The sequence below is a fragment of the Cyanobacteria bacterium FACHB-DQ100 genome (assembly GCA_014695195.1).
In the GTDB taxonomy this organism is placed as follows: Bacteria; Cyanobacteriota; Cyanobacteriia; order Leptolyngbyales; family Leptolyngbyaceae; genus Leptolyngbya.
On the sequence record JACJNW010000039.1, the window covers coordinates 258091 to 281915 of the forward strand.

General features: G+C 49.0%; 25 protein-coding genes. 19 read left to right on the plus strand and 6 right to left on the minus strand.

The genetic code is table 11. From position 1 onward, the window contains the following. Positions 1-83: 83 nt before the first annotated feature. The gene (locus H6F51_23310; protein MBD1825402.1) at positions 84-1508 is read left to right on the plus strand and encodes a serine hydrolase; all 1425 of its coding nucleotides are present in this window, start codon (positions 84-86) and stop codon (positions 1506-1508) included. A 76-nt stretch (positions 1509-1584) separates the two neighbouring features. Here H6F51_23310 and H6F51_23315 read toward each other — a convergent pair whose 3' ends face one another. Beyond that, complete coding sequence (locus H6F51_23315; protein ID MBD1825403.1) at positions 1585-2508, minus strand: hypothetical protein; 924 nt, start codon at positions 2506-2508, stop codon at positions 1585-1587. 279 nt (positions 2509-2787) lie between these two features. Here H6F51_23315 and H6F51_23320 point away from each other — a divergent pair, with 279 nt between their 5' ends. The 7 genes from H6F51_23320 to H6F51_23350 all read left to right on the plus strand — a co-directional run bounded on the left by H6F51_23320 (position 2788) and on the right by H6F51_23350 (position 9217). After that, entirely contained in the window at positions 2788-4980 is a 2193-nt protein-coding gene (locus H6F51_23320) for a DEAD/DEAH box helicase (protein ID MBD1825404.1), read from the plus strand. An 83-nt stretch (positions 4981-5063) separates the two neighbouring features. Beyond that, positions 5064-5315: a hypothetical protein gene (locus H6F51_23325; GenBank protein MBD1825405.1), complete on the plus strand. Its 252-nt coding sequence runs from the start codon at positions 5064-5066 to the stop codon at positions 5313-5315. 74 nt (positions 5316-5389) lie between these two features. Continuing rightward, a complete protein-coding gene (locus tag H6F51_23330; GenBank protein MBD1825406.1) occupies positions 5390-6445 on the plus strand; it encodes a radical SAM protein in 1056 nt (351 codons plus the stop codon). Positions 6446-6469: 24 nt separating this feature from the next. Then, positions 6470-6886, plus strand: a complete 417-nt coding sequence (locus tag H6F51_23335; protein ID MBD1825407.1) for a hypothetical protein — start codon at positions 6470-6472, stop codon at positions 6884-6886. Between the two features lie 111 nt (positions 6887-6997). Further along, positions 6998-7357: a hypothetical protein gene (locus H6F51_23340; GenBank protein MBD1825408.1), complete on the plus strand. Its 360-nt coding sequence runs from the start codon at positions 6998-7000 to the stop codon at positions 7355-7357. 29 nt (positions 7358-7386) lie between these two features. Continuing rightward, a complete protein-coding gene (locus H6F51_23345; GenBank protein MBD1825409.1) occupies positions 7387-8136 on the plus strand; it encodes a DUF2232 domain-containing protein in 750 nt (249 codons plus the stop codon). Further along, positions 8129-9217 (plus strand): TIGR00303 family protein, encoded by a 1089-nt coding sequence (locus H6F51_23350; GenBank protein MBD1825410.1) that lies wholly within the window; start codon positions 8129-8131, stop codon positions 9215-9217. The genes H6F51_23345 and H6F51_23350 overlap by 8 nt, the downstream gene beginning before the upstream one ends. Here H6F51_23350 and H6F51_23355 read toward each other — a convergent pair whose 3' ends face one another. Further along, positions 9218-9586 carry a hypothetical protein gene (locus H6F51_23355; GenBank protein MBD1825411.1) on the minus strand — a complete coding sequence of 123 codons (369 nt, stop codon included), beginning with the start codon at positions 9584-9586 and terminating at the stop codon, positions 9218-9220. Positions 9587-10006: 420 nt separating this feature from the next. On the opposite strand from H6F51_23355, the gene H6F51_23360 reads away from it, so the two are divergent. Beyond that, positions 10007-11179, plus strand: a complete 1173-nt coding sequence (locus H6F51_23360) for an extracellular solute-binding protein (protein ID MBD1825412.1) — start codon at positions 10007-10009, stop codon at positions 11177-11179. Here the strand turns inward: H6F51_23360 and H6F51_23365 are convergent. Continuing rightward, a complete protein-coding gene (locus H6F51_23365) occupies positions 11157-11813 on the minus strand; it encodes a hypothetical protein (protein ID MBD1825413.1) in 657 nt (218 codons plus the stop codon). The genes H6F51_23360 and H6F51_23365 overlap by 23 nt on opposite strands. A 46-nt stretch (positions 11814-11859) precedes the next feature. On the opposite strand from H6F51_23365, the gene H6F51_23370 reads away from it, so the two are divergent. Together H6F51_23370 and H6F51_23375 are read left to right on the plus strand one after the other, a co-directional pair. Beyond that, positions 11860-12282, plus strand: coding sequence for a peptide chain release factor 1 (locus tag H6F51_23370; protein ID MBD1825414.1), 423 nt, complete (start codon positions 11860-11862; stop codon positions 12280-12282). 76 nt (positions 12283-12358) lie between these two features. Beyond that, positions 12359-12889 (plus strand): DUF456 family protein, encoded by a 531-nt coding sequence (locus H6F51_23375; GenBank protein MBD1825415.1) that lies wholly within the window; start codon positions 12359-12361, stop codon positions 12887-12889. Here H6F51_23375 and H6F51_23380 read toward each other — a convergent pair. Further along, a complete protein-coding gene (locus H6F51_23380) occupies positions 12886-13962 on the minus strand; it encodes a hypothetical protein (protein MBD1825416.1) in 1077 nt (358 codons plus the stop codon). The genes H6F51_23375 and H6F51_23380 overlap by 4 nt on opposite strands. Before the next feature lie 321 nt (positions 13963-14283). On the opposite strand from H6F51_23380, the gene H6F51_23385 reads away from it, so the two are divergent. The 5 genes from H6F51_23385 to wcaF all read left to right on the plus strand — a co-directional run bounded on the left by H6F51_23385 (position 14284) and on the right by wcaF (position 19432). Beyond that, positions 14284-15210, plus strand: a complete 927-nt coding sequence (locus tag H6F51_23385; protein ID MBD1825417.1) for an Hpt domain-containing protein — start codon at positions 14284-14286, stop codon at positions 15208-15210. A gap of 45 nt (positions 15211-15255) precedes the next feature. Next, positions 15256-16143: an NAD(P)-dependent oxidoreductase gene (locus tag H6F51_23390; protein ID MBD1825418.1), complete on the plus strand. Its 888-nt coding sequence runs from the start codon at positions 15256-15258 to the stop codon at positions 16141-16143. Positions 16144-16433: 290 nt separating this feature from the next. After that, positions 16434-17711: a glycosyltransferase family 4 protein gene (locus tag H6F51_23395; protein ID MBD1825419.1), complete on the plus strand. Its 1278-nt coding sequence runs from the start codon at positions 16434-16436 to the stop codon at positions 17709-17711. Between the two features lie 189 nt (positions 17712-17900). Further along, the gene (locus H6F51_23400) at positions 17901-18824 is read left to right on the plus strand and encodes a glycosyltransferase family 2 protein (GenBank protein MBD1825420.1); all 924 of its coding nucleotides are present in this window, start codon (positions 17901-17903) and stop codon (positions 18822-18824) included. After that, positions 18821-19432, plus strand: coding sequence for a colanic acid biosynthesis acetyltransferase WcaF (gene wcaF, locus H6F51_23405; GenBank protein ID MBD1825421.1), 612 nt, complete (start codon positions 18821-18823; stop codon positions 19430-19432). Before H6F51_23400 ends, wcaF begins: the two co-directional genes overlap by 4 nt. Positions 19433-19453: 21 nt before the next feature. On the opposite strand, the gene H6F51_23410 is transcribed toward wcaF, so the two are convergent. After that, positions 19454-20299: an MBL fold metallo-hydrolase gene (locus H6F51_23410; protein MBD1825422.1), complete on the minus strand. Its 846-nt coding sequence runs from the start codon at positions 20297-20299 to the stop codon at positions 19454-19456. A 74-nt stretch (positions 20300-20373) separates the two neighbouring features. Beyond that, positions 20374-21225, minus strand: a complete 852-nt coding sequence (locus H6F51_23415) for a DNA adenine methylase (protein MBD1825423.1) — start codon at positions 21223-21225, stop codon at positions 20374-20376. A gap of 129 nt (positions 21226-21354) precedes the next feature. Here H6F51_23415 and H6F51_23420 point away from each other — a divergent pair, with 129 nt between their 5' ends. From H6F51_23420 to H6F51_23430, 3 genes are read left to right on the plus strand one after another with little or no spacing between them, the layout of a single operon-like run. Further along, the gene (locus H6F51_23420; protein ID MBD1825424.1) at positions 21355-21561 is read left to right on the plus strand and encodes a DUF751 family protein; all 207 of its coding nucleotides are present in this window, start codon (positions 21355-21357) and stop codon (positions 21559-21561) included. A gap of 33 nt (positions 21562-21594) precedes the next feature. Then, positions 21595-21987 (plus strand): 30S ribosome-binding factor RbfA, encoded by a 393-nt coding sequence (gene rbfA, locus H6F51_23425; protein MBD1825425.1) that lies wholly within the window; start codon positions 21595-21597, stop codon positions 21985-21987. Beyond that, positions 21962-23626, plus strand: coding sequence for a beta-glucosidase (locus tag H6F51_23430; GenBank protein ID MBD1825426.1), 1665 nt, complete (start codon positions 21962-21964; stop codon positions 23624-23626). The genes rbfA and H6F51_23430 overlap by 26 nt, the downstream gene beginning before the upstream one ends. Positions 23627-23825 lie beyond the last annotated feature (199 nt).

A 23825-nucleotide genomic window follows, 5' to 3' on the forward strand; every position in this document is an offset into this window, starting at 1 on the left:
CAACTTCAAACCGATCGTTTGCCCGAATCTCGGTAAAATGTCGCTGAAATCTAACCTTGTTTGACCAACGGAGAAAAGCGTAAATGTGGGATGAAACTGACGAGCCAGCCGCATCAAATCCTAACCGCAGCGAACGATCAGCCTCTCGTTCACGTCGCCGCCCCCCAGAGGCATTACGCCCTCCGCAACCTCCGACTTCGCTGTCCTCGCGTCGGAGTGGCGATCGTCGTCGGGAGCGAACCCGACAGGAAACGAAGCCGCTGCGTAAAACCGCCCCAGAACGCCCGATTGCTCAATCCCGCGAATTTTCAACAACGGTGCGATCGTTTCGCACCCCCCCAGAACGCCCACCCGCTAGAGCCGAGCGCCGTCGGCTGGAAGTAGTGCCACCTCCAGAACCGCGTCGCCCACAGCCGCTCCGAAAACCGATCGTCCAAGTTCCCAAAAGCCGATCGGCATTAGCCGTTCTTTATGGCGCTCGACTGTTAATTCTGGGTATAGGAATCGGCGTGATTGTAGGCACAAGTTTATCCATCCTTGACCCAGCCAACCGATTCAGCGCCTCATCTCAACCTGAAAAACCCGAACAAGTTGCACCCTCGCCTCCTCCGCCTGTGGTTCAACTCGAACTCGGTCAGGAAATCACCGCGCTCAAACCCCAACTTCAAAGCGCGATCGCACCCCAAACTCAACTCACTCCAGGGATCATGCTGGTTGATGCGGATACCCGCGCTCAAATTGACATTAACGGCTCTACGCCGATCGCGGCCGCGAGTACGATCAAATTCCCGCTTCTCGTTGCGTTTTTCCAAGCGGTAGACGAAGGTAAAGTCCGGCTTGATGAACCGCTGACGATGCGAAAAGAACTGGTCGCCACAGAATCCGGGGATCTGCAAGATTTACCCGCTGGCTCTCAGATCCCCGCGATCGAAGTTGCCGCCAAAATGATCGAGATCAGCGACAATACCGCCACCAATATGATCCTCGATCGTTTAGGCGGTAAGGATGCAGTGAATCAGCGCTTTCAAACATGGGGTCTGACCCATACCAAAATTCAAAATCTGCTCCCTGATTTGCAGGGAACCAACCTGACTACGCCGCATGATATGGTGGCGCTGCTGGATGCCCTGCATCGCGGGAAAATGGTATCGCCTCGATCGCAAGATCGAATGCTCAACATTATGCGGAAAGTGAGAAATAATTCCTTAATTCCGCAAGGCTTGGGACAAGATGCAATGATCGCCCATAAAACTGGAGACATCGGCACCGTGTTGGGGGATGTCGGCATGATCGATTTACCGAATGGCAAGCGCTACTTTATGGCAGCCCTGGTTAAGCGTCCGCACAATGACGATCGAGCGGGTGATTTGATTCGGCAGATGTCAAAGCTGACGTACCAATACTTCAATCAATTGAATATCGCGCCGCCAAGTCCAACCGCATCACCGAGTCCAGCCCCTGAATCTCAAGGGGCAGAGCCTTCACGATCGACGATCGCGCAACCCTAATAAAAATATAGGTCAGGAAAACTCCTGACCCACAACATCTTTAAGACGATTCTTTAAGACGATTCAAACAGCTAATTTATCCTGCACAGACAGGCTTACCAGTAGCATTCAGGCGGATTTTACCTTCTGTTCCGTTGATCATAAATGGAACTTTCTGGTCTTCAACCACGCGCACAAACGCGGGTTTATCTTGCAAACAAGCACCTACTGCTGCACCCCAAGCTGTTAAATCTTTCGACAGCTTATCGGTGATCGGCGTATCGCTGGTCACGGATGCCTCTTGCGCCACCGTCACTTGAATGGGTAGCGTGAATCTGGCAGGAGCATTCCCGATCGAGGGCAAGCTTGTTTCCTTGATTCCTGTGATGGATTCACCTTCAAGCACCATCGTTTTTGCAGTCACCTGAGTATTGGGGGCAGAAGACTGTTCAGCCGGATTGGTTGGAGCTGGTGCAGTTGTGGGAGCCGACGGCGTTGTCGGTGTGGTTGCGTCGCTCGGCGCTGCCGGAGTCGGGTTTGAGGGAGTGGTTGCATCAGGCGGAGCCGTCGGCGTTCCCGGAGTGGTGTTCAAAGGAGCGGCGGGACTGAGGCCAGGGTTTGGAGTGATCGTGTCCGGAGCCGCCTGTGTGGGTGAATCGGATGAAGGCGCGATCGGAGCCGTTCCGGGTGGAGTGGAGTCTGTTGGGGTGGGTTTTGCCGAATCAGAAGTCGTCGAACTATCAGGAGTGGTTGGACTCGAAGCCGGGGCAAGCGAAGGCGTTTGAGTTAAACCGGATGGACTGGCTTCTGGAGCGCTAGGGGTTGAATTGGTTGGATAACTCAGAGGAGTGGTTTCGGGTTTGGAGATCGGAGAAAGTCCCGGAGTTGCGGGGGTACTCATCGTGGGTTCAGTCGGCGCGGTTTTCACAGGCTTTTTGTCCGACTGAGCGATCGTAGGAACGGTGTATCCTGCAAGCACTGCGGCTACGCCAATAGCGGCAATCTGTTTCAGTTTGCTCACGTTCATCTCCAAATTTGCTAAAGGTCAATGGGTTTCGCACGTTGAGAACGCACCGTGATCATTTGTCGAACGTCTGTGTATTTGGAAAGTAATAGGTCAGCGCTCGACAGCCAAACCGTACCGAAGCGATCGCGCTCGGCTCAACTAAGCAAGAGACAGATTATTAAGTGGCACAAGTCAGAGTAGATTACTGGAAAAATTAGCGTTTAAACAGCAAAAATCCGCTTTGCTTTAAAGTAAGGCGATGCAAGGGATTCGATCGAGGGCTGAGGGAAAAGAATGCAGAGTGCGTATCACCGATTAGCGCCTTTTATTCAGGAGTATATTTACCAACAGGGCTGGGCGAGTTTACGTCCAATTCAAGCCGAAGCTTGTCGCATTGTATTTGAGACGGATAATCATTTGCTAATCGCCGCAGGTACGGCATCTGGGAAAACTGAGGCGGCGTTTCTCCCTGTGTTGACGTTATTGCATGAAAAGCCTTCCCGTAGCGTTGGCGCAATTTATATCAGCCCGATTAAAGCGTTGATTAATGATCAATTCGATCGATTAACAGAACTGTTACAGTATGCGGATCTTCCCGTTTGGGCGTGGCATGGGGATGTGGCGCAAAGTCGCAAGAAAAAGTTGCTCACTCATCCACGCGGCATTCTGCAAATTACACCGGAATCTCTGGAAAGTTTACTTATTAACAAAAGCGCAGAAATTGATCGTATCTTTGGCGACTTGCGCTTTGTGATTATCGATGAAGTTCATGCCTTTATTGGCAGCGATCGGGGTTGTCAGATTTTGTGTCAGCTCTCGCGGCTTGCAAAGCTTACTAGCAACCAACCTCGGAGGATTGGACTGTCTGCAACGCTAGGGGATTATTCTCTAGCAGAATCTTGGCTACAGGCGGACACTTCTCAAACTGTCATTACCCCTAAAATTTCTGGAGCCGCAAGAAAACTCCAACTGTCGATCGAGCATTTCTATGATCCGGGCTTGGTGGTTCGCGCTAAAGGAGACACCCGCGACAAGGTTTTTAATCCTTATCATCTATATTTGTTTCGGCAAACTGAAGGGCGCAAGAGTCTGATTTTTGCCAACGGGCGAACGGCAACCGAAGAAGCGATCGCGGCACTGCGAGAGATTGCCCAAGCAAAAGGCGCACCGGATATTTATCACGTCCATCACGGTAGCATTTCGGCAGCGCTGCGAGAAACCGCAGAAGAAGCCATGCGCGATCCCGAAAAAATGGCGGTGACGGCGGCGACTGTGACATTTGAAATGGGGATTGATTTGGGACATCTCGATCGGGTGTTGCAATTAGAAGCGCCTGCATCGGTCGCGAGTTTTCTGCAACGGTTGGGACGATCGGGACGCAGAGGGGATACTGCAGAAATGCGGTTCATCTGTGCGGAAGATAAGCCAACAGGCGAAGAGATCCTACCTGAACAAATTCCGTGGCAGTTGTTGCAATCGATCGCCATTATTCAACTCTATTTAGAAGAACAATGGATCGAACCTGCTCGAATCCTGCGCTATCCCTTTAGTTTGCTGTATCACCAAACGATGAGTACACTAGCATCGCTGGGAGAATTGTCACCGAGTGAGATCGCTCAAAATGTTCTGAAGTTACCGCCGTTTCGATCGATTTCTCAAGATGACTTCCGATTGTTTCTCCGGCACTTGTTAGACATTGATCACTTGGAGCGCACTCCAGAAGGCGGTTTGATTGTGGGAATTGCCGCAGAAAAGTTAATCAACAATTTCAAGTTTTACGCAATCTTCCCGGACACTGAGGAATATTTAGTCAAATACGCCGGGAAAGCGATCGGCAGTATTATCGTTCCACCCATGGAAGGCGATCGTTTTTCGCTCGCTGGAAAAACTTGGGAAGTGATCGAAGTGAATGCAAAGAAAAAAACGATCGCTGTTGAGCCAAGCAAAAAATCAGTCACATCAAGTTCATGGCGCGGTAATACGGGTGAGATTCATTCCAAAGTGCTACAGCGAATGAAACAGGTATTGCAAGAAACAACGCTTTATTCTTATTTGCAACCCGGAGCAAAACAACGCCTACAAGATGCGCGAGAATTGGCAAAATCAACCGGACTCTTACACAAGCCAATTCAGTTAATCGATGAGGAAGTTTGCTGTATTTTTCCGTGGATGGGAACGATCGCGTTTCGCACGCTAGAACGATTTCTGCGCTTTTATGCCAAAGATGCCTTGGGATTGAAAAGCATCAAAGCCCGATCGCCGTATTTCCTAATCGTGCGGCTGGGAAAATGCCAGCTTGAGAATTTATATACAGAGATTCAGTCCTTAAGCGATCGAGCAACTAGCGTAACGGATCTGATCAAGCCGGATGAAACATTAATCTTCAATAAATACGACCCTTACATTCCGATCGAACTGCTCGAAAAAGCGTTTACTCACGACTATCTCGATCTCGCAGAAGTGCAAACGCTACTCAAGAACTGGTAAATCTTCCGTAAGGAGGATGATTTTTTCGCTCAATTATTTTCCAACCTGTTATGCTGTCCTGAAACCTTAGGAGAAACAGCACTGTGCGGAATTCTCAGTCGATCGTCGTGGATTTAGAAATGTCCGATATCGAATATCTTGAATTGTTAGCGCAAGGACGCAATCCACTTCAGGAACAATCTTATACACAGCAATTAATCTGTTTTGGTGTTGAGCTAACAGAAGCCAAAGAAATTGCACCCCTATTCGACAAGAAAGACACCTCGATCGCTGAAAAAATTGCCGTCAATCGTGCCCTCAAACAAGTGTGGAATCGCCTCATCAAAATGGCGTGAAACCCGCTCCTCTAGACTGATTGCGCCGCCTCGATCGTTGCCATAATGGAGAAGTAAGGCAATGATTGAGGCGCATGGTAGTTACTGCACCAGTTCGTGAAGCTCGTGGCTCGAAGTTATGGATGCCCGATCGTGTGATTGTCACTCCCGCTGCATTAGATGAGCCTTGGGGACAGCAGATCGTCGAGCGGGTTCAGCAGTTAGGCTTACCCGTCGAAGAATTACCGCGCAATCGCCTCAGTGGGTTACGAGGCGAGGATGAGCGCGAGACATACAGCATTGCAAAGCGGACTTTAGCGATCGTCACTGCTCCTCAGAGTCAGTTTAAGCTCAGCCCGATTCCCCCGTCTGCGGATTGGCAGTTTCACATTGCAGAGGGCTGTCCGGGTCACTGTCAGTATTGTTATCTTGCAGGCAGCTTATCGGGGCCGCCTGTGATTCGCGTTTACGCTAATCTGCCGCAGATCTTGGATAACTTAGGGCGATATGAGCGTCCCGGCAGCGAGACCAGTTACGAGGTGAGTTGTTACACTGATCCGCTTGGCATCGAGCATCTCACAGGTAGCCTTGCCGAGTGTATTCGCTACTTTGGCACACGCGAGGATGGTTATCTACGCTGGGTGTCGAAGTTTAGCAATGTCGAGGGCTTGTTAGATTTGCCGCACAATGGACATACTCGCTGTCGCGTTAGCGTGAATGCGGCTCCAGTGAGTCAGCGTTTAGAGGGCGGTACTTCCTCGGTCGAGGAGCGGCTTCAGGCATTGCGCCGACTCGGTTTAGAGGGCGGCTATCCGTTGGGCATTGTGATTGCACCGATTATGCCGATCGACAATTGGCAGGAGCATTACACGCAGTTGCTCGATCGGATGTCTGAGTTGATCGACTTTGATTGTGACTTGACTTTTGAGTTGATTTCACACCGCTTTACTCCTGGCTCGAAGCAGGTCTTGCTAAATTGGTATCCGAATACCAAGCTAGACATGGAGGAGTCTGCGCGGGTCGTCAAGCGCAATAAGTTTGGGGGCATGAAGTATGTGTACGATGCCAAGACGATGCGCGAGTTGCGCTGCTTCTTTGAGCGGGAGCTAGCGCAGCGGTTCCCGCAGGGTAAGGTGTTGTACTGGACTTAAGAGCTTGATTCGGGTGATTCTGATATGAGTCACCCGATTTTTATTCATGGTGTGGGGAAACTGAAATTGATTCTAGAGTGTGCCTCAAGGATCGCTTATTCGCCGCTGGATGATCGTATGCTGCATGATTCTCCTAGCAATCCGACTCCTGAAGAAATGCCAAAAGTCCGATCTCTCGATCGTCTCACCCTAGATCCACCGCTCATTAATCCGTGGCGACATCTCAAGATTGTCCGTCGCCTCGATCTCGCTGAGCCGTTTGATCACGCAGCACCCCTGTCCCCGCTCCGCCATCGTGATCTAGAGAGTATGGCGCGATGGTTCGATCGTCTAGATATGCTTGAAATCGAGCAGGAAATTAATCATCAATTGTCGCTCCTGCACCCAGAGCCACCCTGGGAAGAAGACCTCGACCTAAATTTTCTGCAAGATTACCTTTGATTACAGAGCTTCTGATTACAGAGCTTCGTGAAGTTTGATTGACAATTGCAGCCCGATCAAAAACACAGTGCGACCATATGAGGAAGCTGTCGATCGTGGTGAGCGTTAACAATGCTGGATTCACTGTTTGAATTTTCGCGAACAAATTGTGTGGGAATTTGCGCGTTTCTTGTTCCTACGAATCTGCTGACGACTTCTCTGACCTTAGCTCTGACAGGGTTAGGACGATCGCGCGCTCAAGTTTTTGTCGCAGCAGGAGTGGCATCGCTGTTTTCCGGCATCATGGTACTGCACGTGCTCACCTGGTTTTTGATCGGGGTTGTGATGCCGCCGACTTTTATTTTGCTGGGTTTGGGCAGTTTGTGTTTAGCGACAAACCTAGTTGCATTTTTCCGACCAGAACAAATCAGAGGACTGTTACGCGCACTCGTACAGCTTTTTGGTGCAACGTTTGAGGAGAATTTGCACTAGAGTAGATGTGCTAATCAGAACCAACTTCAATGACTGAATTGCCGAATGACGATCGCTCCAATCAATCTGCAAATTCGATCGACCTCGACGAAGAGTGGATTCCCGATGTCGATCCGGAGCCGAATTTTGCGGATCAGCCGCCCGTTCGTCGTCGCGTTGATCCAGATAGCCCGATCGTCATGGTGGAAACGGCATTTTTAGCGAGTGCTGCCAGCTTAGTTTGGCTGGTGAATACTTATTTCCCAATGGGACCGTTTCTGCAAATCTTTTTTCCGATTCCGATCGCATTAATTTATCTGCGTTGGGGAAGTCGAGCGGCGTGGATGGGATGTGCGATCGCGGGATTGCTGCTTTCGGTGTTGATGGCTCCAGTTCGTAGCATTCAATATGTCATTCCTTACGGGTTGATGGGCGTATTGCTAGGAGCATTGTGGTATCGACGCGTGAAATGGTTTGTCTCCATTCCGATCGGTACGCTCCTTGGTGTGTTGGGGGCGTTCTTCCGAGTGTGGTTAGTTTCGCTCTTACTCGGTGATGATTTGTGGCAGTATGGCACCGTTCAGGTGACAAACTTTCTGGATTGGATTTTCTCGCTGTTAGGATTATTAATTCAGCCCTCGCTTGCATTGGTGCAATTGTTTATATTTTTATCTATTATTGCGGCAAATACAATGTATCTGTTTGTGGTGCATTTAGTGGCTTGGTTTCTGTTCGATCGCTTAAACAATCCGATTCCCCGTCCGCCGCAATGGGTGCAAGTAATCTTTGACAATGAGTAGCGCGATCGCCATCTACACCAGGGAAAAACAAGCGCGTCTCTGGCTCGATCAATACCGAGGAAAAAAGCCTCATTTTGCTTGTGTTTTAGGATTTACAGAAACCGGATTAATTCCAGAAATTTCTGCGGCAGGAGCCACACCCAACGATCGACAATTTACCGCGATCGCCGATGCAGAATTTCTCGTCAACGGGGTTCAACCCAATCCAAGATTTCCGCTACCGCCACTTCATGTCGGTGCGTCTCCGGTTTACATTTCTCGCGCCGTGACTGAAGCGCTGCAAATTCCGGTAACAGTTTTTAATGCGGGATTACCTCGATCGCCTGCAATTAGCGCAATTGATTTACACGGCAGTCCGGCTCGATGTGTGAGTACAGGCGCAGCGTTAGATTGGGCGATCGTGCATCACCTGTTTAATCAAGGCTTGAAATGGGGTGAAAAGCTCGCTCAAGACGCAGATTATCTGATTTTGGGAGAATGTGTGGTTGGCGGAACAACAACCGCGCTCTCGGTTCTGACTGGGCTTGGAATCGATGCTGCTGGAAAAGTGAATAGTAGCCATGCAATCTGCAATCACGCTCAGAAATGGGAGCTTGTGCAGCAAGGATTAGCCAATCATCCTGAAGATCCGTTCTCGATCGTTGCTGCTGTTGGCGATCCGATGCAAATTACCGTAGCGGGAATGGCGATCGCGGCAAGTCGCTCAAGCGGCGTTTTACTGGCAGGTGGAACACAAATGCTGGCGGTATACGCACTGATTCGAGCGATTGCGCGTGTGCAAACTTTGGTCTGGAACTCTGATCAAATCATCATTGGTACAACGCGCTGGGTGGCAGAAGATTCGACCGGAGACACAGTTGGACTTGCGACAATGTTGAGTGATGCAACCCTAATGGCAACTCGATTGAGCTTTGCTGACTCGCGCTGGAATCAGCTTCGAGCCTATGAACAAGGATTCGTCAAAGAAGGCGTAGGAGCGGGAGGATGCGCGATCGCGGCTTCGGTCTTTCAGAACTGGGGGCAGATTGAATTATTAGGCGCGATCGAACAGTTACTTGATCGCTCATCCCGATTTATTTAATTAGTGAACGCGCTGCGCCAAAAGTTGTTCTTCTAGCGCTGCAATTCGATTGTAAGCAGCCGTCAATTGGGCGGTGAGGCGTTGAATTTGGATTTCTGGAGACAGCGTTTTTTCGCCACTGTGAGCAGACGAATCAACTGTATGGCTATCCGATAAAACGTCTTTGTGTTCCATCGAAGTATCGAACGATCGCGAATAGGCATAGCGTCCGTTCGTAGTTCCGAAGGTCGATCGACTAATTCCAGACTGAGAGCCAGTCTGAATTTCGGTCAAGGCTTGCACCAGATTTGCTCCTAAATGTTCAATGGTCTGGTGCAGCGAATCTACCTTGCTGTTGAGAGCGTTGATCTGGGTCTGGATGGTATCCATTAGTTAACCTTTACCCCTACTTTTCTAAGGTCTTATGGTAGTTCACGAAAGTGTATTTCGTGGCTTATTCCTGAATCATTTAACGTTCTATGGTGAATCAAAATTTTCTGAAATAAACGAATGAGCATTAGCTCAATTTAAGTCTCGAAAGGTAAACAAAATCTAAAATAAGGAAAAAGATCAACTCGAATCTAAAGCAGAAATGCGTCAATTTTTTTGCAACAAAACTAGAAGATTCATTCACTTTGGAATGGCACGATCGCTTTGGGATCTAGTTAGTTTCATCCTAAATTTTGAATCTCAGAAAACATCAGCCATTGCGCGCATAATGTAAAGGCGTTTCGCTGAGATGCTCTTGTCTCGATCGTCACCACTTTGATCCGTTTTGGGGTAGAACGAAAGAGGTAACAGGATATCAACATGGATCGACGCAGTTTCTTACTCGGAATCGCAGCACTCAGCACAACGCTTAGCGGATGTAGTAGTCCCAATCAGGCAGCGTTCCGAATTCGCTTGCTAAAAAACTCGATCCCGGTTCAACTGCCGAGCCAATTTCGTAGACAGCTAACCGAGTTCAAAGATACGCCGACCGATTTCAAACCGGAAAATCAGCTACAAACGCTATTTACCGCTCTGCAAGCCTGGAAACAACAAACGGGTAAAGCACCGGAGCGCTCTCTCGGTCTGCCGTTTCTGCCGAAGCAAGACGCAATTCCGGATCTGATCACAATAGGCGATTATTGGCTTTCTGCTGCCATTCGCCAACAACTAATCCAACCGCTCGACCCGAACACCTGGCAACTTTGGCAGCAACTCCCCGATCGCTTCAAGCAAATTGTCACGCGCGACAATCAAGGCAATCTAACGCGCAATTCGGCTCAAGTCTGGGGCGCACCCTATCGCTGGGGTGCAACCGCGATCGTCTATCGCACCGATATCTTTCGCGATCGCAATCTCAAACCGCCGCAAGACTGGGCAGATCTTTGGCGTGAAGACTTACGCGGACGCATTGCGCTACTGGATCAATCCCGTGAAACGATCGGTCTTACGTTGAAAAAGCTCGGTCAATCCTACAACACACCCGACCTCACCAAAGTCCCAACGCTCGAAGCAGAACTCGCGGCGCTCAATCGCCAAACTCGGTTCTATAGCTCTGATTCCGTGCTGCAATCGCTGTTAATCGATGATGTCTGGATGGCGGTTGCTTGGTCTACTGATATCTTGCAAGCGATGAAACGTAATCCGACGATCGCCGCTGTTTTCCCCAGTTCGGGTACTGCACTCTTTAGCGATCTTTGGGTGCGTCCGGCGACCGTTCCCAACTCAGATAAAGCTGTGCAATCTTTACTCGCGCAGTGGATTAGCTTTTGTTGGCAACCGACGATCGCGCCGCAACTCTCCCTTCTGAGTCAAGCCGCATCTCCGATCTTATCGACCTTAAATCCTGCTGAGTTTCCCGCAGCACTACGGCAAAACTCCCTGTTAGTGCCACCCCCGGAATCGCTCGATCGCAGCGAATTCCTCGCACCCCTTAGCGATGCCACGATCGAGCAATATCGCACCCTTTGGGCTAAAGTCCGAAGGGCTGTCTAGACGGCGACCAGAAATTCGTTCGCGCTAACCTATCAAACGTCGAACACTCGATCGCTTCATCCACGGTCGAGTTCTGCTTTATTTGGGCTGCGACCTCTGAATTAAAGTTACACGTATAAGCACCTAAGATCTCCCCTTGCGGATCAAACACTCGCAAATTGTAGCCGTAGTCACTCGATGCGGTGCCAAACCGTTTGATGAACTCATAGCGATCAAGCAAATCTAACAAACTCCAAATCTGAGCATTCACCATCACATCGACTCGATTGGTTTCACCCGTTCCCTCACACGCCAACCAACTATCAATCAATCGCCGCCCGTACTTATTCTGTGCCGCAATCTGATCGCGAATCCACCACAAACTTGGCTTGGTCAAACCAGACTGTTGAATCGTTGTATCGGTGATGCCCGCGATCTCTGGGGTACACATTCCCTGTTGAATCATTTCTGGCTTAAACGGAGTCGTCGAAGGTGCAAGCTCTGGTTTTGCCAAGGCGCTCTGAGTAATCACCCCGACAATAACGCTTGCCCGAACGACATGACTTATCACAGATAGAACCGAGTTTGGAATCACAAAGGGATATGGCATAGTGGGTTCGAGCAACTCTAATCGAATGACGCTAACTTGAGTCAAAAGTGCCTACTGGCTGTTGTAGTTTAACTCTCTAAATTAAACCCCGATGTTCAATCCTTTGCGTCCCCTGAAATACTTACCCTGGACTGAATTGATGCAAGTGGCGCTGATTACGATCGGCTTTACGATTCTATTGGATTGGTTATTGTTCCAAGTGGCTGCAATTCCAGCGCTGCGCTCAATGATTGTTCAACTGCTAGAGTCCCCGTTTGCCGTGATCGTCTTTTTAGGGGCGGCTGTGGGAGTCGGAGCGCTGGCAGTCGCGATTACAGAACGGTGGTTCCGCCGAATTGTGATTACCAATGCGATTTTGTGGGCATTGGTTCCTTGTTTGCTGTTCGGGTTGTGGCTGCGATCGTTGTTACCCGATGCGGTTTTCCCGCAACTGCTTACGCCTGGTGTGAACTTTAATTCGGCAATGGGGATGATCATCGGTCTATTTTGGAAAGGAAAACCCTATTGGCGATAATTCAGCCCTCACGATACGCTACGTTAATGACAACCCTTCACTTAACTTAAAGGACGCTGGAATGCCTGCTCTGTACATGTTTGCTCTGTATTGTGTCTTGGTGATCGCCATGCTGGTTGGAATCGTTGGCGCAGTCGTGCCGGGTATTCCGGGAACCAGCTTAATTCTCGTCGCGATCGTGATTTGGGGCGCAGTTCGAGGATTTTCAGATGTGACAGTCGCTCTCATTATTGGGAGTGTCGTCTTTTTACTGAGCTTTGGAATTGATTTTCTGGCGACGTACTGGGGAGCCAAGAAAGCGGGAGCTAGCAACTGGGGGCAAATCGGCTCAGTCGTCGGATTTATTCTCGGAATTCTTGGATTTCTGCCCGCTTTGCCGATCGGTGGACTTCCGGGATTAATTGTGGGTCTGTTTTTTGGCCCGCTTGTCGGGGCGATCGTCGGTGAATTTCTCTACTGCAAAGATGCCATGATCGCAATCAAAGCGGGACTCGGCATTGTCGTAGGTTCTGTGGTGGGTAACTTAGCTCAAGGCGTTTTGGCAGTATTAACCGTTGCAGTGTTTATTTTCACCACGTTTCCGCAAGCCCAAGCGCTGATGAATTAGAGTTTCTGCGATCGTGCAGCACAGGCGGTTTTTTTGCCTTTGGTCGCGGCTGGCTTTTCAGGAGCTTGCACCGACGGCTTGAGTGATTGACAGATTAAACTCTCAGCTCCCGATGCAGCTACCCTGACAACTCCAATATAGCTATGTAAACCAGCCTCACGGGGTACAGCCGTAATCACAGAATCAGTGCCGACGCGCAGGCGATACGCGTAGCTGTAGCTCTGAGAAATCACATTTGCCGATCGCTCTAGCTCCTCTAAGCTGCGAGCGAATCGGTTATTCCGCTGATAAAATTTCTCCTGTGCAGCGATCATCGCTTTGAGATAGCTTTCCGCTTCCTTTTGCCGCTCCAGCGCAGCATCGTTAGGCGGCTTGCTGGCGGTTCCCTGTGATCCTTGAGACTGACTTTTTGCGGTTGACCAAAATGCTGTCGTCCCGCCTGCGACAAATCCCGCAACCACGACGAGCGCAACCGGAATCGCGTACACTCGCCACCGCGTTTTTAGCCAGCCCCGCAACGAGAGCGGCTCTTCGAGTTCTTCCTCTTCTCCGATCGCTTCTGCAATTATCGGTTGAGCTTCAGGGGTAGCCTCTACAACCGGAGGTTGGACTTCAGCGATCGCCGCTGCAACCGGAGATTCGACTTCAGGAGTTGCTTCTTCAACTAGAGGTTGCGATTCAGTTGGAGCATCCAGCGTCGCAACAGAAGCCTCTAGTTCAGCATCCGGCAGAGTTGAGATTGCAACCGGAGCCGTTACGACCGGAGCAGATAATTCAGGCGATCGCAGCGAAAACTCCCGTGTCCAAGCGAAGTGATCTTCTCCGATCTTTTTCGCTTGTGCCCGTACCGATCGGATTGAATCATTCCCTAACTCTAATAGCCCCTTTTGAATAAAGGTGACGAGTGTTTCTTGATTGAGTGGCTTCTGCGACTCCAAACACACCCACAAACAGTCCTCATCCAAACCCGCCTGCGCTGTGATGCCTTTTGGGGACAATACCGCATTCATCAACGCTGCGATCGCAGCCGGTTCACCTTGCTTTGCGAGTTCTAATAGATTCGGCTGTTGCATAGAAACACTTGCTTGACTCTCAATTCTAGACCGCTGAAGTTGCTTTACTTTACCGTCGAAAACTCAGTTTTGTCTAACTGTCCCCTCAACTCTCAGGTTATTCTCAGCGTTGTGCCGGATTAAAGTCACGTCGGTTAAAACATTTCAATACTGCAAGCGGAAAGTTGATATTAAAACAGCTTTTGACGAAATTGCAGCAAAGATTTGCGTTAAAAGCAATTTAGCCTATTTTTGCCGTGAATTCTTACCGCTTTTGGGAACACTCAGAACACAGGGCAAACTTTCCCGGTCTTGTGAATTTGTCACTTCAGGAGCAGGGCGGTGCAAACGGTTAAGCAACAGCAGATTCTTGGCTATTTCATTGAAGAAGCAAAAGAACATTTAGACACGATCGAACAGGGCTTGGTCGATCTTGCTGCAACGATGGCAGATTCAGAGCGAGTGAATGAGCTATTTCGGGCAGCTCACTCGGTGAAAGGCGGGGCTGCAATGCTGGGCTTTGATGGTATCCAGAGAACCGCTCACCATTTCGAGGATTGCTTCAAAATTCTCAAAGAGCATCCCGTTAGAATCGATCAGCGCCTTGAAGATTTGTTTCTCAAAGGATTTGACACGCTCAAAGAACTGATCGAAGCGCTTCAAAGCCCGTTTGGACTGCGAGAAGAAGAGGCACAGCAAGCCGTTTCCGCCGCAGAACCCACGTTTCGAGAACTCCAAGCCTATCTCAGCACTCTAATTGCCGGGAGAAGCGCTGCGCCGAAAGCCTCAACTTTACCGCAAGGCGTTGCAGCCCAGATTACCGCAGTCCTTAAGGCGATGCTGCAACTGTTTAAGCAGGGCGATTCTCAGAAGAGTCGGCAGCAGTTGATCGCTTTATGCAATCGCCTAATCCAAGTGAGCAGCACGACTCCAGCCTGGGTACTGTTGTTGCAGACGGCGCAACGGGCGATCGCAAATTCCAAAAATAGCTATGCCACGCTTGCCCCAGTGGTGATTAAGGATCTAAAGCAAGCGAGTGATTTTCTGCTCACAGGCGGCGCTAACCGCATTGCAATCAGTCCGAACCTGAAGAATTTAGTCAGTCCGCCTACTCAACCTGCAAAGCCTCCCGCGTCGGTTACGCCCGCGGCAAAGCCCCAAATCACAATTTCATTAGAGCCGAGAGCCGCTGCCCGATCGTTAGTAGAGTCGTTCAACAAAGCAGAACTGCTTGAAATCGCTGAGTTCATCATGAAAACAATCCAATAGATCGTTTCCCTCTAGACTGTGAAAAGAATTGTCTGGAGCGGAGCAATGGCGAAGATCGGATTTATTGGCACAGGGTTAATGGGTTTACCGATGGCACAGCGGCTAATAACCGCCGGTCATTCTGTCACTGCCTACAATCGCACTGCTGCAAAGTTAGAATCCTTGGTGGGAGCGACGATCGCCACTTCTAGCTCGCAGGCAATCGCGGCTTCTGACTGTGTAATTTTGATGCTCACGAATGCTGAAGCGATCGAACAAACCTTGCTATCGGATCAAGCGGTTCTGCAAGGGCGCACCGTGATTCAAATGAGTACGATCGCGCCCGATGAGAGTCAATCCATTCGCGATCGAGTTGTCGTTGCGGGTGGAAGTTACCTAGAGGCGCCGGTGCTTGGAAGTATTCCAGAGGCGCGATCCGGCAAATTGATCGTGATGGTGGGTGCGGAAGTCGAGCAGTTTGAACAATGGCGATCGCTGCTGCAAACGCTTGGTGAAAATCCGGTTTTACTAGGGACAGTGGGTTCGGCTTCGACGGTGAAGCTTGCCTTAAATCAACTCATTGGATCATTAACCAGTGCTTTTGCCGTGAGTTTAGGTTTAGTCTTGCGGCAGAATGTCGAGGTCGAAGCGTTTATGCAAATTCTGCGGCAGAGTGCTTTGTACGCGCCGACTTTTGATAAGAAATTACAACGAATGCTCGATCGAGACTTTGAAAACCCCAATTTCCCGACAAAGCATTTGCAAAAAGACATCAATCTGTTTGTTGAAGCGGCACAATCGGCGAACCTGAATGTTGCTTCTGTTGAGGGAGTTCGAGAGATTTTGCAAAGTGCGATCGCTCAAAATTTATCTGATCTCGATTATGCTGCTTTATTTTCGATTGTTTGTCCACCAGAGCCCCAGAATGATCAGTCTGTGGAAGATCTGGGATAAAAGCTTGTTATTTCAATCACATCGAGCAGAAAAACGAAATTTAGCATTTTCCAGCAAAGCAATGTAAAGACGAGTGTTTTCTGGGCAACCTAGACCTAGCGTCCCTGATTTGCTACAAACGTTCAGCCCAGAACTCACAGGACTCCGTTTCCTGACCTCGATCGCAGGATTTTCTGCATGTGACCCCTAGCACATTCTAAATATCGAACAGGTTCAAGTCATCTGTGGCTTCTGAACGCTTGACGGCTGAGTTCTTCATCGCGACCATTGCCGTTTGGGTTCACTAAGCTATGCGTGTTTTGATCTATTCCTATAACTATCATCCTGAACCGATTGGAATTGCACCTCTGATGACCGAACTGGCTGAGGGATTGGTCAGACGGGGGCATCAAGTCCGAGTGATCACTGGGATGCCGAACTATCCGCAACGCCAGATTTATGAGGGCTATCGAGGCAAGCTCTACATGACAGAAGAATGCAACGGAGTGGTCATTCAGCGCAGCTATATGTGGGTTAAACCCAAGCCAAACCTGCTCGATCGACTGCTGCTTGATAGTAGCTTTGTCTTGACTAGCTTCCTGCAAGCGCTGCGAGGCTGGCGACCGGATGTGATTCTTCTCACGGTTCCGCCACTTCCGGTCTGTGTTCCGGCAGCGCTTTTGAGCTGGCTTCACAACTGCCCGATCGTTCTCAATGTGCAGGATATTCTGCCAGAAGCGGCGGTACAGGTCGGGCTGTTGAAAAATAAAACGATGATTCGGGTATTTGAAGCTTTAGAGAAGTTTGCTTATCGCACCGCCCACACCATCAGTGTGATTGCGGATGGATTTGTTGAAAATCTAGAAAACAAAGGAGTCCCATCCAGTAAGCTTACCTGCATTCCAAATTGGGTTGATACTAGCTTTATTCGTCCCCTGCCTAAGAGCAATAATGCCTTTCGGAGCGAACATGGACTGGATGGAAAGTTTGTAGTTTTGTATGCCGGAAATATTGCATTGACACAGGGTTTAGAGACTGTGATTGATGCCGCTGCCCAATTGCGCCATGTTTCAGACATTGCTTTTGCAATTGTGGGAGAGCCAAAAGCGATCGAACAACTCAAGCAGCATTGTGAGCTACAGGGTGTCGATAATGTGAAGCTCTTGCCGTTTCAACCGCGAGAGAAACTGCCTGAAATGCTGGCAGCTGCAGATGTGGGGTTGATTGTGCAGAAGCGCAATGTAGTTTCGTTTAATATGCCCTCGAAAACTCAGGTACTTCTTGCCAGTGGACGGGCGATCGTTGCTGCAGTTCCCAGTACAGGGAGTGCGGCAAGCGCAATCGAGAAAAGCCGCGGTGGAGTTGTTGTAGAGCCAGAAAATCCAGAAGCTTTAGCAGAGCAAATTTTAGCGCTGTATCACGATCCGGAGCTTGCGGCGCGGCTGGGAAGACAAGGGCGACAGCACGCGATCGAGCGCTATTCATTCGAGCAAGCTTTAACTCAGTATGAAGCTTTGTTTGAGCAGGTTGTGAAGTTGCCCTTCCCCAAGACTGATTACCGTTTGAGTGTGGATAAGTCGAGCAGCTAGAGTTTTATCTCACTCTATCTATTTTTTGATGAAAGATCGGGGTTTAGCTGACTCCGATCTTTTGTGTTGTTTGATCGGTGCGATCGTCTACTAGAAGCTAAATCCTTCGGTATGGTCTTCAACAGAATGGGAATACTGAAGCAGTCATAGCAAATTGTAGCTATAGCATTTCTTCCCTAGATGCCGATTATGACCCTTTCAAAACTTCCCGTTTCAGTTCTGATTCCTGCTCGTAATGAAGAAGCAAATTTGCCTGCTTGTCTCGAAAGTGTCGCCAGAGCAGATGAAGTCTTCGTTGTTGATTCACAAAGTAGCGATCGCTCCGTTGCAATTGCAGAAAGCTATGGGGCAACAGTTGTTCAGTTTCACTTTAATGGACGCTGGCCCAAGAAGAAGAATTGGTCACTGGACAACTTACCGTTTCGCAACGAATGGGTGTTAATTGTTGATTGTGATGAGCGAATTACGCCGGAATTGTGGGATGAGATCGCAGCAGCAATTCAGAACCCGGAGTTTGAGGGATATTATCTCAATCGCAAAGTGTTCTTTTTGGGGCAATGGATTCGGCATGGTGGCAAGTATCCAGACTGGAACCTGAGATTGTTTCAACATAAAAAAGGACGTTATGAAAATCTCAGTACCGAAGCCATTCGGAACACCGGAGATAACGAAGTTCATGAACACGTTGTGCTATCCGGCAAAGTCGGGTATCTGAAAAACGATATGCTGCACATCGACTTCAAAGATCTGTATCACTGGCTAGAACGGCATAATCGCTACTCGAACTGGGAAGCGAAAGTGTATCTCAACTTGCTCACAGGTCAGGGGGAAGATGGCACGATCGGGGCAAATTTGCTTGGAGATTCGGTGCAGCGCAAGCGCTTTTTGAAGCGAATTTGGGTGAGATTACCGTTTAAGCCGACATTGCGGTTTTTGTTGGCTTATGTGTTTCGGCTGGGATTTCTAGATGGAAAAGCGGGGTATATCTATGCACGGTTACTCAGCCAGTATGAGTTTCAAATTGGCGTGAAGTTGTTTGAGTTGCAGCAGTTTGGCGGGACGCTGAACACCCCACAGCCAGTTAAACCTTCGATCGTACAGCCAGAATCATGATGCCGATTCGAGAGTCTCCGATCGACATTCACGCTCCCTCACTGGTTGATCTACGCGATTATGATCAGTCCTGGTTTGATCGAGGTCGTCCAGGTTGGTATGTTTTGTTCTGGTGGCTGGTGCAAGCGATCGTCTTTCCCATAACTCCCCATCCGCTCAATTCGCTTCGATGTTTGGTGCTGCGATGGTTTGGAGCCAAGATCGGTCAAGGCGTTTTAATTCGCCCAACTGCGCGATTCACTTATCCCTGGAAAGTCGAAATCGGCGATTACAGTTGGATTGGTGATGATGTTGTACTTTACAGTCTCGATCGTATCTCAATTGGAAATCACTGTGTTATTTCCCAAAAAAGCTATCTATGTACAGGAAGTCATAATGTCAGCGATTCAGCGTTTAAGTTAGAGACCCGTCCGATCGAGATCGGTCACGGGGTTTGGATTGCGACAGATTGCTTTATCGCGCCTGGGGTGCAGATTGGTTCAAACGCAGTGATCGGAGCGCGGAGTACCGTGCTGAAGTCGATGCCGACTCAATCCGTTTGCTGGGGATCTCCTTGTCGATCGCAGTATCTAAGGCAAATAAATTTTGCAAGCGAGGAATCGCAGTAGCATTGCTTTGTTCACTTGGGCTTAACTTGCACTCAGGTTTAGCGATCGTTGTTCTGCAAAGGTCTTGTACTCGATCGCATCATGGCTGCAAAATAGGCGAACCTCGTCGCCATGATTCAGGGATAGTTTGCGGAGACGATCTTGATTGAGCAATCTGGCATTGCGATCGACTTCCATCATCCATTGATATGCTTTTAATCCCGGTGTGCATTTCGGATTCGGTTTCATCTCGTCGCGATAGAAGTAAGCATCTCCCGCATGTAGGAGCCAACCGTCGGAGGTTTCGATCGCGACCCCTGCGTGACCAGGTGTATGTCCAACGAGCGGAATAAACAAAATTTCCGGCGGTAATCCCTCTAGCTCTCGCACGGCTTCAAATCCGAACCAAGGTTCACCATTTGCTGTGTAGAATTTCCAGGACTTAACCTCATCCCATTGTTCCGGACGATAGCGGCGACGCGCAATAAAGCCTTCCCGATTCCGTACCGCCTCAATCTCACTCTGCATGACATGAACTGTTGCGTTAGGAAAGTCTTCTAGACCTCCTGCATGATCAAAGTCGAGATGAGTCAGAACAATATGACGGACATCTTGAGGCGAGAATCCCAGCTTTTCGATTTGGTCGATCGCACTGTATTTACGATCGAATTGAATGTTATTAAATGCAATAAAAAACGGACTCAGCCGATGTGAGGGAGCTTGAATATCGCGCAACCCAAAGCCCGTATCGATTAGAACAAGTCCTTGATTTGTTTCAATCAGCAAACAGTGACAGACAAGATGGGAAGTCAAGCCTCGACTGAAGCCATCGAACAAGGCTCCACCCACCGGACACATACAGCCACAGTTTAGATGATGAATTCGCATAGCGGTTCTCTGGTGCGATCAACTACGTGAATGCTAGAGAGATTGCGATCGAATTCCGTCTTTCCAATGGGAGATCAGTAATTTGTCACCAAGACTTCTGTGATCTTGCCGCGTTTTTCTGCATTGCAGTTAATATTGCGGGTTGCATAAATGGTGTGAATGTTGAATTCTTTGTACACCTCACGAATAAACGGACAATCGGAGTTTGAGAGCATCACCTTTACGCCTCGATCGCTTAACTCTGTCATCACATCGCGCAATTGCACCTGCTGATCTTCGCTGAACGAATAGCGATTGTAAGCAGTGAAGTTACTGGTTGGGCTAATCGGATAGTAAGGTGGATCAAAGTAAACAAAGTCTTCTGAACTACAAGCATATTGCAGCACTTGATCAAATGATCCAGGTTCAATTTGCGCGTTCGATAGCGCGATCGAGTCCGCTCGAAGCACCTCTGGATCATAAATCCCAGGCTTTTTGTAACTGCCGATCGGCACATTAAAATGCCCTTTGGAGTTCTCACGGTACAGTCCGTTAAAGCAAGTTTTATTCAGATAAATCAGTCTTGCAGCGCGATCGACATTATTACCGGCATAAAACCAATCGTCTGAGGCGGTGATTTGAGCGCGGACTTGGTAGTAATGCTCTGGGCAATGTTGCTGATGATGTTGCTCTAAGCGATCGATCAACTCTTCCACCTGATCGCGCACACACCGATAGACATTGACTAGCTCAAGATTAATATCAATCAATAATGATGTTGCGGGCTGGAGATGAAAGAAAATTGCTCCACCTCCGACAAACGGCTCATAGTAATTCTGGTAACGTTTCGGGAAATAGGAAACGTACTGCGAAATTAGCTGGTTTTTTCCGCCTGCCCACTTAATAAATGGGCGTGGTAACCCTGGGGACTGTACTTGAGTAATCATGTTTTTATTTAACACCTAAAATACATTTGATCTGATCAGTATTCGTATTATAAAAATGACACTCTGATCAGGTTTCGTAATTGATCTCTGATCTCGATATGATGGAATGGAGTTTAGAAAATAACCCTTATGATTCAAGACCTTTGGAACACCGTTTCTAAATACCCCAAGTTTGTAATCGGTGTCATTCTTGGCATATTCCTGAATGCTGCTGCGCCGCTCGTGCCGCTGTTCAAACGCCCTGTAACCGCGATCGCGCTGGTTGGTGTTCTTGTCGGTGGACTTGCCTTTGTTTCTTTCACCCTCAAAGCAATGCTCGGTTTAGATCCGCTTTAATAGAATGGAATTTTGTAGGTAGGAAGGAATTGTATGGCGACAGATCGAAGAATGGCTCGTGTCGCAGAATCTATCCGGCGCGAAGTGAGTCAAATGCTGTTGAATGGCATCAAAGACGATCGCGTAGGAACCGGAATGGTGAGCGTCACCGATGTGGATGTATCCGGGGATTTGCAGCACGCCAAAATCTTTGTCAGCATCTACGGTGACGAAGAAGCCAAAGCCGAAACGATGGCAGGCTTAAAGTCCGCGACAGGCTATGTTCGCAGCGAATTAGGACAGCGAATCCGCTTACGGAGAACGCCTGAAGTTATCTTTATTGAGGATCGATCGCTAGAGCGGGGTGATAAAGTTCTAGGGTTAATCAATCGCCTCAGCCAAGAGCGCAAAGAGTTCCCCGATGAAGACGTTTCTCCCGAATCTTGATGAGTTAACGCTGCGTCAGCAAGTGGCTCAAATGGTGGTCGTGAGGGCTTCGGGCTTTCTGTTTGACCATGAGATTCAGTATCCCGTCTGGGAGCCACCTGCGGCGACGTTAGAGGGTTGGATTAGGGAGTGGGGCGTGGGGGGTGTGATTCTCCTGGGTGCGAGTGCGGGAGAAATTGCGCTCAGAACGCAGCAGTTGCAAGCTTGGGCATCGATTCCGCTCTTGATTTGTGCGGATGTTGAGGAAGGAGTTGGGCAGCGGTTTTCGGGGGCAACTTGGTTTCCACCGCCAATGGCGATCGCAGAAATTGCCAAACGGGATCTCACTCTTGCGTGTCACTATGCTGAGCAAATGGGGCGAATTACGGCAGCAGAAAGTTTAGCGATCGGCTTGAATTGGCTGCTTTCTCCCACGGTGGATGTCAACAACAATCCTGACAATCCTGTGATCAATGTCCGGGCTTTTGGCGAAACTCCAGAGATTGTTGGCGAACTGGCAAAAGCTTTTATCCGAGGCGCACACCAGCACCCGATTTTAACCACTGCAAAACATTTTCCGGGGCATGGTGATACGGAGACCGATTCTCACCTCGAATTACCTGTAATTCCGCATAATCGCGATCGCCTAGAACAAATTGAACTTCCGCCTTTTAGAGCCGCAATCTCAGCAGGTGTCGATGTTGTAATGAGCGCTCACCTTCAAATTCCCGCGCTTGATTCGAACTATCCTGCAACGCTTTCTCCAAAGGTTCTTACAAATGAGTTGAGACGGAATCTTGAATTTGAAGGCTTGATTGTCACGGATGCTTTAGTGATGGGCGCGATCGCCAATCGATATGGAACCGAGGAAGCTTGTGTTCTGGCAGTCGAAGCAGGCGCAGATATTTTATTGATGCCATTAGAGCCAGAAAAGGCAATTACAGCCGTTTGTGAAGCCGTAGAAAGCGGGCGGATTAGTCACGATCGCATCCAATCTTCGGTTGAAAGACTCTGGAGAGCTAAACAAAAAGCTTGTGCAGTCACAATTCCATCTGAAGAAGGTCACGCTTGGGAAAATCCGCCCGAACCCATTTTAGAAACAATTGAATTAACCTCGAAAATTGCTCAGCCAGATGCACTTTCAATCAATGCTGAATTGCTGCGTCACTCGATGCGGTCACGTTCGCCTGTGCCAAAGGCATCGCATCATCCAAATTCTTCTCGCTTAGATTCGCTTTCCGGTGGGGGTCGCAATCTAGTCATTGTCGATAGCATTCTGGATTGTGATTTCCTGGGTCGAACCGCTCCTGCGATCGCATTTCCCGCTCAATTTGGATTGACAGAGACTCAGATTATCGATCGGCATACCCCTTACATTGCTCCAAATAATCGCGCTCAAGTTCCAACTGTATTGCAATTATTTATCCGGGGTAATCCCTTTCGTGGAATCGCTGGATTAACTCAAGCGGCAGAAGATTGGTTTACGTTTCTATTAAATACAAATCAACTTTGTGCGATCGCAGTTTACGGCAGTCCTTATGTTCTCGATCGCTTTCTTCCCAGTTTGCCGCCGGATGTCCCTTATGTATTCAGCTACGGGCAAATGCAAGCGGCTCAAGCGATCGCATTAGAAACCCTGTTTAGAAGCCAATGCAAGTAGAACATCTAACACCGGAAGCGACAGAAATTATCTTGAACACTTTGCCAGAAAAGTCCAGTTAGGGCTACGTGCTTATGCGGCAGCGATCGACTTCCCGATCGAGGCAGTGATTGAAATGGCTGTTCCGCAAACTGTCGTTCACAGTCTTGGCAATAGCCAGAAACTTTACTTCTCCATCATTACATCTTGAGCACTACTT